Raw genomic sequence first — 12,062 nt, 5'->3', positions numbered from 1 at the left:
CGCGCCACCCTTGGCACATCGCCGGATGAGACATCGCGAGGTGCCGCAGTGGTCGATCCGCAGGTCGCGCAGGAGATCGAGGAGACCCTGCTCGCCGACCGACTGAAGTACACCCGCGCGCAGGTCGAGGAGCTGGCCGGGATGCCCCCGGAGAAGGCCCGGCGCGTCTGGCAGACGCTGGGCTTCCCCGCCCCGGCCGAGGACGAGGTCGCCTTCACCGAGAGCGACGTCCGCGCGCTGGTCGAGATCGAGCGCCTCGTCGCGGACGGCCTGGTCGACGAGGACGGCATGTTCCAGCTCATCCGCGCCGTCGGCCAGACCATGGGCCGCCTGGCGAGCTGGGTCGTCGACGTCTGGCTGCCGAGCGCCGCCGCCCGCATGCCCGAGGACGTCGAGCTGAGCCCGGAGACCGTCTCGGAGGTCCTCGGCATCACCGAGGAACTCCGGCCCCGCTTCGAATGGCTCCTGCTGCACGGCTGGCGGCGCCAGCTCGCCGCCGCCGGACTCCGCGTCACGGCCGCCAGCGGCGACGCGTCCGGCGACCCGGCCATGGGCGTCGCCCGCCTCGCCGTCGGCTTCGCCGACATCGTCTCCTTCACGTCCCTCAGCCGCCGCATGGAGGGCCCGGCCCTCGCCGAGTTCGTCGAACGCTTCGAGTCCGTCACCGCCGAAACCGTCGCGGACCTGGGCGGACGCATCGTCAAGACCCTCGGCGACGAAGCCTTCTTCGTAGCCCCCGACCCCCGAGCCGTAGCCGAGATCGGCCTGAGCCTCGCCGACCGCCACACCATCGACCCGGACTTCCCGTTGGTCCGCGTGGGCCTCGCCTACGGCGAAGTGGTCCTCCGCCTGGGCGATGTCTTCGGCACCCCCGTCAACCTGGCCGCCCGCCTGACCGCCGCCGCCCACCGAGGCACCATCCTGATCGACTCGGCCCTGGCGACCGAACTCTCCACGATCTACGACATCACCCCCCTACGCTCCCGCCACCTCCAAGGCCTGGGCCGAACCCGCCCCTTCCGCCTCCGCCGCCCCTGACCGTCCCGCAGCCGCGACTGGCTGCGATGCATGTCCGCCGCTACCGCAGCCGCTGTCGCCATTACCGCTGCCACTGTCGCCGCTACCGCAGCCGCTGTCGCCGCTACCGCAGCCGCTGTCGCCATTACCGCTGCCACTGTCGCCATTACCGCTGTCACTGTCACCGGCACCGCTACCTGCATCTTGGTGATGGCGCCGGTGATCGCACCTTCGATCGTGCGCGGGGGGCAGATCGTCGGCGAGGAAACGGCGTGCTGGGGTGGCTTTGTTTCGCGTTGCGGGTCAGGGATCGGGTTGCCTCCTGGTCAGGGACGGGGGCGTTGGGCGGGTTGGGGCCTCGTCGTGGCCGAGGGACGGGTGGGAGGGGACGGGTCCACGTCGGAACGGGTCCAGACGTCCATGACCATCAGGGTCTTGGTGCCCGTGACGTTGCCCGCGCGGCGCAGGGTGTCGATGACCTGCTGGAGGTGGCGCATGTCGCGGGCGCGGATGCTGACCAGCGCGTCGGGGTCGCCCGCGGTGGTGTAGATCGCCTGGACTTCGGGGGCGACCGTGGCGGTGCGGATGATCTCGCTGACCGGCGCGGAGCCCGCGTAGCGGAGCTCGGTGAAGGCCTCGATGCCCCAGCCCAGCTTGGCGTAGTCGATCTGGGCGGTGAAGCCGGTGATCACGCCGATGTCGCGGAGCCGGTCGACCCGGCGCTTGACGGCGGCGACGGACAGGCCGACCTTCTCGGCCATCTCGGAGAAGGTGCGGCGGGCGTCCTGGCGGAGCAGGCGCAGCAGCGCGTGGTCGATGTCGTCGACCTCGGTCATCGGGGCTCCTCATGCAAACCACATGGCGAAATACCGGAAGCAAGTATAAAACTTTGCGTCTTGAAGGATGTATGTCGGCAGTTACTTGCGTTCGTCCGTTTACGGGTGGTGTGCTCCACGCCACAGGGCCGTGAACGAGGAGGTTCGATGGGCGTCCGGCTTGACGACAGGTACACCGCGCGCGAGGGGCGAGTACTGATCTCGGGCGTCCAGGCCCTGGTGCGGCTGACCCTGGAACAGCGCTGGCTCGACGAGGCGCGCGGCATCGACACGCGCGCGTTCGTCTCCGGCTACCAGGGGTCGCCCCTCGGCGGCGTCGACCTGGAGATGGGCCGCGCCGCGAAGTTCCTGGACGAGGCCGGGGTGGTCTTCCAGGCGGGACTCAACGAGGAGCTCGCCGCCACCGCCGTCGCCGGAACCCAGCTGCTCGGCCAGGTGCCGGGCCGCCGCCATGAGGGCGTCACGGGGTACTGGTACGGCAAGAACCCCGGCCTCGACCGGGCCGCGGACGCCATCCGGCACGCGCAGCTCGCCGGGACCGCCGCCGTCGGGGGCGCGGTCGCGTGGATCGGGGACGACCCCGCCAGCAAGTCGTCCACCGTGCCGAGCTCGTGCGAGCCGATGGCGCAGAGCCTCGCCCTGCCGCTGCTGGCCCCCGGCACGGTCGCGGAGATCATCGAGTTCGGCCTGCACGCCGTCGCGCTGTCCCGCGCGAGCGGCCTCTGGGCCGGACTGAAGATCGTCGCGGACATCGCCGACGCGTCCGCCGTGGTGGACCTGGAGGAGATCCGCCGCAACGTCCCGATGCCCGTCCGCGAGGACCGCAAGGTGCCGACCCTCGTCGGCCCCGCCTCGCTGGACGCCGAGCACGACATGCTCACCCGGCGCCTCGACATCGCCCGCGCCTACGCCCGCGAGGCCGGCCTCAACCGCATCACCTTCGGCGCCGACAACACCGCCCTCGGCATCGTGGCCTCCGGCACGCAGTACGCCGTCGTCCAGCGCGCCCTGACCGACCTCGGTCTGGACGAGCAGGCTCTGAACGACCTCGGCATCCGCCTCATCCGCCTCGGCATGCCCTTCCCCCTCGACGACGCCGAGCTGGCCCGCATGACCGCCGGCCTGGACGAGATCCTCGTCGTCGAGGACAAGGTGCCCTTCCTGGAGCAGCACCTCAAGGCCGTCCTGTACGACCACGCCAACACCCACTCGAACCGGCACGCGAACGCGAACGCCCTCGTCAACGCCAAGGCGAACGGCATGGTGAACGGTGACGCCGATGCCGCGGCGAAGACGGACACCGACGCGGGCGATGGCCCGGGCTCTGGCCTGGGCGAGGGCTTGGGGTTCTCGGCGGGCACGGGTGTTGCGACGGTCGGGGTGAAGGTGCCTCGGGTCGTCGGGCGACGCGGAGCGGACGGCAAGGAGCTGCTGCCCTCGCGCGGGACCGTTGGCGCGGAGGACGTCGTCCGGGCGCTGGTCGCGCGGTTCGGCGAGGAGCGGCTGCCGAAGGCGGCGGTCATGCTGCGGACGGCCCGGAAGAAGGGGCGCGTGACGCTGCCGGTCGTGGCGGCGCGTACGCCTTACTTCTGCTCGGGATGCCCGCACAACACGTCCACGCGCGCGTCGTCCGACACGCTCGTCGGGGCCGGCATCGGCTGCCACGTGATGATCGCGCTGGACGGCGCGGGACGCGGCAACCAGCTCGGCCTCACCCAGATGGGCGGCGAGGGCACCCAGTGGATCGGGCTCGCGCCGTTCACCTCAGACAAGCACTTCGTGCAGAACCTCGGGGACGGCACCTTCCACCACTCGGGTTCGCTGGCGATCCGCGCCGCCGTCGCGGCCGGGGTCACGATGACCTACAAGCTGCTCTACAACGACGCGGTCGCGATGACCGGCGGGCAGAAGGCCGAAGGCCGTCTGGACATCCCGACGCTCACCCGCTGGCTCGCGCTCGAAGGCGTCCGCCGCGTGGTGATCACCACGGACTCCCCGGCCGACTACCGGGGCGTTGCGCTCGACCCGATCGCGCACGTCCGGCACCGGGACGACCTGCCCGAGGTGGAGACCGAGCTGGCCGCGCTGGACGGCGTGACCGTGCTGATCCACGACGATCGCTGCGCCGCCGAGGAGCGCCGCCTGCGCAAGCGCGGCAAGCTCCCGACGCCCGCCGAGAAGGTCCTGATCAACGAGCGCGTCTGCGAGGGCTGCGGCGACTGCGGCGAGCAGTCCACCTGCCTCTCGGTGCAGCCGGTGGAGACCGAGTTCGGTCGCAAGACCCGCATTCACCAGGCGTCATGTAACACCGACCTTTCCTGTCTCAAGGGCGACTGCCCGTCCTTCCTGCTGGTCGAGCCCGGCACGCGCCGGCAGCGCGCGCTGCCCGAGCTCCCGGTAGCGCTGACCGAGCCGGTCCGCCGGTTCGGCGAGGCCGACGTCCTGCTGCGCATGCCCGGCATCGGCGGCACCGGCGTGGTGACCGTCTCGCAGATCCTGCAGATGGCGGCCCGGCTGGACGGCTCCTACGCCGCCGGCCTGGAGCAGACCGGACTGGCGCAGAAGGGCGGACCGGTGGTCAGCGACCTGCGCTTCTCCACCCGTCCGGTGCCCGGCGCGCTGCGCGCCACGCGAGGCACGGCCGACGTCCTGCTGGGCTTCGACCTGCTCGGCGCCGCCGCGGACGGCAACCTCGCCACCGCCGAGCCCGGCCGGACGGTCGCGGTCGTCAACACCGCGCTCGTCCCGACGGCGGCGATGGTCACCGGCCGCGTCGCGCTGCCCGGCTCACCGGACGAGGCGCTGACCCGCGTCGAGTCGGTCACCCGGCGCGCCGACAACCTGTACCTGGACGCGCAGGGCCTCGCCGAAACCCTGTTCGGCGACCACATGCCCGCCAACATGGTCCTGGTCGGGGCCGCCTACCAGCACGGCTGCCTGCCGGTCTCCGCCGACGCGATCGAGGACGCGATCCGCCTCAACGGCGCGGCCGTCGACAAGAACCTGGCCGCGTTCCGCTGGGGACGGGCCGCCGCGCTGGACCCCAAGGCCGTCCAGGCGGCGGTCGAGCCCCCGGCCCGTCCGCTGATCGAGCTCACCCCGGTCGCCAGGACCATCGCCGGACAGGCCGCCTCCGCGCAGGGTAAGGCCGCGCAGGGTGGGGCCGAGCTCGAAGAGGCGCTCGGCATCCGGGTCGCCGATCTGATCGAGTTCCAGAACGAGAACTACGCACGCAGCTACGCCGAGGACGTCCGGCGCGTCACGGCGCTGGCCGCCGAGCGCGTCGGCGAGGACGCCGCCCTGCGTGTCGGGCTCGCCTACGCCACCTCCCTTCACAAGCTGATGGCCTACAAGGACGAATACGAGGTCGCCCGCCTTCACCTCGACCCCGTGGAGCGGGCCAAGCGCGAGGACGAGTTCGGCGCGGACGCCAAGGTCTCCGTCATGCTGCACCCGCCGATCCTTCGGGCACTGGGCATGAAGCGGAAGATCCGGCTGACCCGGACCGCCCCGGTCGCGTTCCGGGCCCTGCGCGCCGCGCGTGGCCTGCGCGGCACCGCCCTCGACGTGTTCGGCTACGCCGAGGTCCGCCGGATCGAGCGCGAGCTCGTCCAGGAGTACCGGGGACTGGTGCGGGACGCCCTCACCCACCTCACCCCCGGCACCGTCGCCGCCGTGGTCGATCTCGTCCGCCTGCCCGAGACCATCCGCGGCTACGAGGACATCAAGCTCGCCCGCGTCGCCGAGTACCGCGAACGCGCCCACGCCGCGCTCGCCGACCTCGCCGCCGCAACCCGTCCCGACCGCCCGCGCCAACTCGCCTGACCGCCCCCACCCGACCGTCCGACCCGACCGTCCGGGCCGTCCATCCGACCCGACCGTCCGGGCTGTCCCTCCGACCCGACCGTCCGGGTCGTCCGTCCGGGTCGTCCGTCCGGGTCGTCCGTCCGGGTCGTCCGTCCGGGCTGTCCGTCCGGGCCGTTCGGCCACCCGCCTGGCCCGAGCCGGTCACGCCCCGATCGACCAGCGCCAACCCCGCAAGCCGAACCGCCGCCACGAGCCACTCCGGACCGCGTGAGCCCGCGCCGCCCGGCCGACATCGTCCGGCCTGGATCATCCGGCCGGGACGGGGTTGGACCCTTGGGCGATCCGGTGCACTCGGATCGCCCATCCGGACGGACGGCTCAACCACGGACCGGGGGTGGCCATGATCGGGACGGACAATGCATCACTCCGGCCAGATCCGGACCAGTGCGGGCCGGATCGACCAGTCCGGACGAGCCGGCCACGCGCGGGACGTTCCCCCGACTGGGGCCTGGCCCGGCACCAGTCGGGACGGGCTGGTCCCCCCAGGCAGGATGGTCCAGCGCGAGCCGGATCGATCAGCCCGGACGATCCGGCCGCGCGCTGGCCGCTCCCCACGGACCAAACCGGGTCCGCGAACCCGAGCCGTGCACCGGCCAGCAGTGGACCGGCGGGGGCTGTGGGGACCGACCCAGGCCATCCGGCAGGCGCACCGGGCGGGCCTGCGAGGACCGAGCGGCCTGTTGCAAGGAGACTGGCCTGGGCCGCGACCGCCCGTCCCTGTGGAGCGGCTGACGGACACCGACCACAGGGGAGGCGGACCGACTGGCACAGGTTGGCTACCTGCGTCGGCCGGGCCGTCCACGTCGAAGGTGGCTGGCCTGCGGCGGCCGGGCCAGGCCACGCCAAGTGCCGGATCGGGCAGGGGCGGACGGCGGGGTTGCCCTCACCAGGCCGCCTGGCGTGGGCTGGACGGACCGGAGGAAGGGCGCTGGACTGACCTGGCTGGTCAGGCAGCAGGCGTTGGTCGGCGCGGTCCGGCGGACCGGGCTGACCCGGGCCAGTTGGCTCGGCCCGCGCGGATGGGACGGACTGCTCAGGCCGGCCCAGCCTGGTTTGGCTGGACTGGTCACCTCGGCCGGGCCGATCTGGCTGATCGGGCCGACCGTGACTTGGCCGGACGGACCGTACTGGTAGGGCTGACCTGCACGGTTGGCCGGGCCTTGGCGGACCGATCGGTGGCCCGCGACATCCATCGTCGCGGGTCGGTGAGCTGCAAGGGAAGTTGGGCCCCGAACTGTGGATAACTTCGGGGCAGGTGGGTTTCGCCAGTGGGTGCTCTTGGAGGAAGACCTATGACCGTCGATCGTCTACTGCCGAGCGAAGAAGCGCGCGACCTCATCGCCTTGACGCGAGAGCTCGCCGACAAGGAGCTCCTTACGCGCGTCAACGAGCACGAGCGAGCCGAGACCTATCCCGAGGGACTCTTCGCGATGCTCGGGGAGGCCGGTCTGCTCGGCCTGCCCTACCCGGAGGAGTTCGGCGGAGGCGGACAGCCCTACGAGGTCTATCTCCAGGTCATCGAGGAACTGTCGGCGCGATGGGCCGCCGTTGCGGTCGCCACCAGCGTCCACACACTGGCGTGCTTCCCGCTGTTCACGTTCGGGACGCCCGAGCAGAAGGAACGCTGGCTTCCGGAAATGCTCGGCGGACGCACGGTCGGCGGATACAGCCTGTCCGAGCCGCACGCCGGTTCGGACGCGGCCGCCCTGACCTGCAAGGCCGAGCGGACGGACGGCGGTTACCGCATCACCGGCACCAAGGCATGGATCACGCACGGCGGCCGCGCCGACTTCTACTCGCTGTTCGCCCGCAGCGGCGACTCGATCTCCTGCTTCCTCGCCCCCGGCCAGGTCGAGGGGCTCACTTTCGGACGTCCCGAAGAGAAGATGGGGCTGCACGCCGTCCCCACGACGACCGCGCACTGGGACGGTGCGTTCCTTGAGGAGGACCGCCTCATCGGCGGCGAGGGCCAGGGGCTCCGGATCGCCTTCAGCGCCCTCGATTCCGGACGCCTCGGCATCGCCGCCTGCGCCGTCGGCCTCGCCCAGGCCGCGCTCGACCACGCGGTCGCCTACGCCAAGGAGCGCACCACTTTCGGCCGCCGCATCATTGACCACCAGGGCCTCGGCTTCCTGCTGGCCGACATGGCCGCCGCCGTGACGTCCGCCCGCGCGACCTACCTGGACGCCGCTCGCCGCCGCGACCTGGGCCTGCCCTACTCGCGCGAGGCGTCCGTGGCCAAGCTGACCGCCACCGACGCCGCGATGAAGGTCACCACGGACGCGGTGCAGGTGCTCGGCGGCAACGGCTACACCCGCGACTTCCCCGTCGAGCGCTACATGCGCGAGGCCAAGATCATGCAGATCTTCGAGGGGACCAACCAGATCCAGCGCCTGGTCATCGCCCGATCCCTAGCCCGCTGACCAGCACCGAAGCGTCTGAGGGCCAGTCCAGCTCATGGCAGAGCGAGCCAAATCTCGTGCCCTGCCATGAGCCTGGCTTCACCACGCACGAAGTCCCGGCTACCCAAAAACCTAAAAAAAGTCGGGGAACGGCTAGCGCAGGTCGTCGCCGCCCAGCAGACACGAGCGGCGGCGGGCCGATTCGCGTGCATGTGAGCAGGCGTGGACGGATAGGCGCTCCAGAGTTCGCGGGCGCTGTCTCTAAACAGTGGCGAGAGGGGTGCTGGGGCCTGATGCGGGAGGCGGGTAGGCGGCGGCACGGACGTGCGAGCAGGTGTTAGCTCGAGCGAGCGAGCCCGCGAGCGAGAGGGTGCGGGTGCCGTGCCGTCCCCTGGTGGACGGCACGGGCGGTCTGGTGGGTGAGGGTCACCAGCTGTTGTCGTCGGAATCGTCCGAGATGTACTCGTTGTCGCTGTAATCGTTGTAGTCGTTGTTGGTCACGTACTCGTTGTTGGTGACCTCGTAGACGACCTGCTGTCGCGGTTCGTCGTCGTCCAGCATCTCGTTGATGAGGGCGCCGCCGACGAGGCCCGCCGCGCCCGCCGCGGCGACGCCCGCCCAGCCGGGGCCGCGGCGGTGGTGGTGGTCGTAGTCGGCGTCGTAGCCCGCGTGCGGGTAGCCGGCGGCCGGATAGCCGGGCTGGGCGGGGTATCCGGCCTGGGGGTAGCCGGGCTGCGGGGCCGGGTAGCCGGGCTGCCCGGCGGCCATCTGCTGCTGGTAGGTGAGCCAGCGCTGGGCGCAGGCCGGGCACGCGGTGACGTTGCGCGCCGCGCCCCACTGCGGCGTCCAGAGGATGGTCTGCATCCCCGGGCCGTGCGCCGCGTCAAAGAAACATGTCATCGAAACTCCCAAGACTTGGAGGGACAAGCCCGTGTGGCCAACGCCTGGCGCGGTTCGCCGGTTCCCCGCCACGCCGACGCTGACCGAGGTTCTCATCCCGCCGCGAGAGCCCGAACGCCCGGCAGTCCAGCAGCCCGACAACCGGAGAGCCCAAGATGCCGAGGCTCTCCGCGTCGCCGGCGGGACGGTGGCATGGGTCGTCCCAGGCGAGGCCGAGCCCCAGGCCGAGTCCCAGGCCGAGTCCCAGGCCGAACCCCAGCCCGGCCCCGAGCCACTAGCCGTGAAGACAGAGTTCTATGGCCCGGACGCCGCTGAAGTGTTCCGGACGGCGGGAGGGACCGGCCCCATCGCCGAGCGGATCTGGCCGGACCTGACCGTCCACCCAGCGGATCTCCAGGTCGAGAAGACCGCAGCCACCGCCTTCTTCCCGGGACGCTGTTCCCTCCCCGACGACCTGTCCGCCCGCGCGATCGACACGGTGCTCATCGCCGGCACCGTCACCAACGTGTGCTGCGAGACGTCCGCGCGGGACGCCACCACCCATGGGTTTCGCACGATCATGGTCGCGGACGCCAACGCCGCCCGCCGTGACGACGAGCACAACGCGACCCTGCACACCTTCTACCGGAGCTTCGGCGACGTCCGGTCCACCGAGGACGTGCTCGACATGATCAAGGCGTCATCGTGAACCGGACGCGGCGCATCGGCGTTTCGTTCGGCCCGAACGCGTAGCGCCTCGGCCGTTTCCTGGTCGGCCGGAAGAAAGGCCTCCAGATGCAGTTCGGCGAGCGTGATGTCGGTTGCCGTCGCGAACGAAGTCAACGTGGTGATGAGGCGCAACTCACCGTCCGCAGAAGCGAGTCGCATCGGGACGGAGAAGCCCAGATGGTCGGGGCCGACCGGGGGTTCGGGAACGTAACCGGCCAGTTCCGCGACGAATTCGTCAAGACGCGGATCCGGGCTTCGGCGGGCTCGCGCGCGCAGGTTCTCGATGACGTGCCGTCCCCACTCGTCGAGATTCCGGACCCGTGCTCCCATCCCTTTCGGGTGCAGCATCACGCGCAGGATGTTGACGGGCGGTTCGAGGAGCTCCGGCGACGCGTCCTCCAGGAAGAGTTCGACTGCGGGATTGGCGGCGACGACTCGTCCGTAAGGCGCGACGACGACGGCCGGATAGGGCATGTGACCGTGCAGGACCTGCTCCAGCGCGGTCCTGACGGGACGGATCGCCTCCTCGTCCAGGCCCGACTCGGTGAACACCGGTGCGTAGCCGGCCGTCGCGAGCAGGTCGTTCCGTTCCCGCAGCGAGAGCCTGAGCGATTCCGCCAGACGGATCACGATCGCGCGTCCGGGCCGGGAACGGCCGCTTTCGATAAAGCTCAGATGCCGCTGGGTCGTGCCCGCCAGCAACGCCAGTTCGAGCTGGCTGATCCGCCGGACCGACCGCCAGTGCTTCAACTGCGCTCCGACGCCGTGACTCACGCTCACACTGCTCACAGCTCCGTTCTACTCGCCGCCCGCGCGCGCCCGCGATTCCCTCCAGGGAATTGTCGGGCGTCACGTCGCCGAGAACGATCGTCCTCCGATGGCCGGGCGGAAGCGCGCGGTCACGCAACGCGATTTCGAGAGGACTAATGATGAAGAGTTACCACCTGGATGCCAGTCGTGGATTCGAAGGTCTGACCATCCGGGAGCACGACGAGCCGGAACCCGGCCGCAGGCAGGTCGTGGTGAGGGTCCGCGCGAACTCGCTCGGATTCCGCGACCTGATGATCATGAAGAACCGGTACGTCCTGCCGTTGCGGCCCGGCGTGGTGCCGGGGTGCGAGGGAGTGGGCGAGGTCGTGGCCGTCGGCGCGGACGTCACGCAGGTCAAGCCGGGTGACCGCGTCGCCGCGACCGTCTTTCCGCAGTGGCTGGACGGCCCGTTCCGGCGCGACAGGGCGGCCCAGCTCGGCACCGCGATCGACGGGATGCTGACCGAGTACGCCCTGCTCGACGAGGACGGCGTCGTCCCGATCCCGGCGCACCTGTCGTTCGAGGAGGCGGCGGCGTTCCCGCTCGCCGCCGTGACCGCCTGGAACGCTCTGACCTGCGGCAGCCCGCTCCGTCCCGGGGCGACCGTGCTGACGCTCGGCTCGGGGGCGGTGTCGCTGTTCGCGCTGCGGTTCGCGAAGCTGGCGGGCGCGCGCGTGATCGTCACGACGTCCAGTGAGGCCAAGGCGGAGCGGCTCCGCGCGCTCGGCGCGGACGAGGTGATCGACTACCGCGAGAACCCGGCCTGGGACGAAGCGGTGCGCGCCCTGACGGACGGCGCCGGCGTCGATCGGGTCGTCGATGCGGCGGGGCCGCTGGAGACGTCGCTGAAGTCGGTCGCCGTCACCGGCGACGTCGCCTTCGTCGGATACTGGCTGTCCGGCGAGGTGGGCGCCCGGCCCGTGGACCCGGCGTTGCTGTTCATGGCGGGCGCGTCGCTGCACCGCATCGCCACGGGCAGCCGAGCCCACTTCCTCGAAATGAACCGCGCGGTGGCGGCGCACCGGGTGCGTCCGGTGATCGACCGCGTCTTCCCGTTCGAGGACGTCCCGGACGCGCTCAGGTACGGCGAGGCGGGCGGCGGCTTCGGAAAGATCATCATCACCCACTCCTGAAACCCGCCGCCACGCCACGCGGTCAGGCGGCCTGAAGGACGCCGACGAGCACGACGCCCGCCGCGCCCGCCGCCGTCAAAGCGCCACTGACCAGCAGCAACGCGTACTCGTGGCAGACGAACCAGGCCGCCTGCGGGCGGGTCGTCCCGATCCGGCGGAGGAGTCCCAGTTCGCGGCGTCTGCCGGAGATCGCCGTCGCGGCCGTGGCGACCGTCCCGATCGCGCCGTAGGCGGCCGCGATGCCGATCATCACCAGCAGTCCGATGCGGGTCTGCTCGGCTTGGCGGTCGCTCACGGCGGCCGTCCATTCGGACGTGGTGACGACCGTGATCCCGCGCTGCTCGTTCCCCAGCGCGGATCTGACAGCAGACACGGATACTCCGCGCAAG

At 71.3% G+C, this 12,062-nt stretch carries 9 protein-coding genes; 5 read left to right on the top strand and 4 right to left on the bottom strand.

What is annotated here, in order from left to right; translation table 11 throughout:
- The first annotated feature begins 48 nt into the window (after positions 1-48).
- On the top strand, positions 49-1,038 hold the full coding sequence (locus ACFPCY_RS14405) for an adenylate/guanylate cyclase domain-containing protein (protein ID WP_378255262.1): 990 nt from the start codon (positions 49-51) through the stop codon (positions 1,036-1,038).
- Positions 1,039-1,343: 305 nt separating this feature from the next.
- Here ACFPCY_RS14405 and ACFPCY_RS14400 read toward each other — a convergent pair whose 3' ends face one another.
- Positions 1,344-1,853, bottom strand: a complete 510-nt coding sequence (locus ACFPCY_RS14400) for an Lrp/AsnC family transcriptional regulator (protein WP_378255260.1) — start codon at positions 1,851-1,853, stop codon at positions 1,344-1,346.
- A gap of 147 nt (positions 1,854-2,000) precedes the next feature.
- Between ACFPCY_RS14400 and ACFPCY_RS14395 the strand changes: the two genes are divergently transcribed.
- Together ACFPCY_RS14395 and ACFPCY_RS14390 are read left to right on the top strand one after the other, a co-directional pair.
- Positions 2,001-5,678 carry an indolepyruvate ferredoxin oxidoreductase family protein gene (locus ACFPCY_RS14395; RefSeq protein ID WP_378255257.1) on the top strand — a complete coding sequence of 1,226 codons (3,678 nt, stop codon included), beginning with the start codon at positions 2,001-2,003 and terminating at the stop codon, positions 5,676-5,678.
- 1,334 nt (positions 5,679-7,012) lie between these two features.
- On the top strand, positions 7,013-8,143 hold the full coding sequence (locus ACFPCY_RS14390; RefSeq protein ID WP_378255255.1) for an acyl-CoA dehydrogenase family protein: 1,131 nt from the start codon (positions 7,013-7,015) through the stop codon (positions 8,141-8,143).
- Positions 8,144-8,548: 405 nt separating this feature from the next.
- Here ACFPCY_RS14390 and ACFPCY_RS14385 read toward each other — a convergent pair whose 3' ends face one another.
- Positions 8,549-9,022 carry a hypothetical protein gene (locus tag ACFPCY_RS14385; RefSeq protein WP_378255253.1) on the bottom strand — a complete coding sequence of 158 codons (474 nt, stop codon included), beginning with the start codon at positions 9,020-9,022 and terminating at the stop codon, positions 8,549-8,551.
- 280 nt (positions 9,023-9,302) lie between these two features.
- Between ACFPCY_RS14385 and ACFPCY_RS14380 the strand changes: the two genes are divergently transcribed.
- On the top strand, positions 9,303-9,710 hold the full coding sequence (locus ACFPCY_RS14380) for an isochorismatase family protein (protein ID WP_378255251.1): 408 nt from the start codon (positions 9,303-9,305) through the stop codon (positions 9,708-9,710).
- Here the strand turns inward: ACFPCY_RS14380 and ACFPCY_RS14375 are convergent.
- On the bottom strand, positions 9,644-10,519 hold the full coding sequence (locus ACFPCY_RS14375) for a helix-turn-helix domain-containing protein (protein ID WP_378255249.1): 876 nt from the start codon (positions 10,517-10,519) through the stop codon (positions 9,644-9,646). The two genes, ACFPCY_RS14380 and ACFPCY_RS14375, sit on opposite strands and share 67 nt — an antisense overlap.
- Positions 10,520-10,659: 140 nt before the next feature.
- On the opposite strand from ACFPCY_RS14375, the gene ACFPCY_RS14370 reads away from it, so the two are divergent.
- Complete coding sequence (locus ACFPCY_RS14370) at positions 10,660-11,673, top strand: zinc-dependent alcohol dehydrogenase family protein (protein WP_378255247.1); 1,014 nt, start codon at positions 10,660-10,662, stop codon at positions 11,671-11,673.
- A gap of 22 nt (positions 11,674-11,695) precedes the next feature.
- Here the strand turns inward: ACFPCY_RS14370 and ACFPCY_RS14365 are convergent, their stop codons facing one another.
- The gene (locus tag ACFPCY_RS14365) at positions 11,696-12,046 is read right to left on the bottom strand and encodes an FtsX-like permease family protein (protein ID WP_378255245.1); all 351 of its coding nucleotides are present in this window, start codon (positions 12,044-12,046) and stop codon (positions 11,696-11,698) included.
- Positions 12,047-12,062: the final 16 nt, after the last annotated feature.

The organism is Actinomadura gamaensis (genome assembly GCF_042652125.1).
GTDB classification, from domain to species: Bacteria; Actinomycetota; Actinomycetes; order Streptosporangiales; family Streptosporangiaceae; genus Spirillospora; species Spirillospora gamaensis.
The sequence above is the reverse complement of the archived record's forward strand: the minus strand, read 5'-3'. Positions and strand labels throughout refer to the sequence as shown.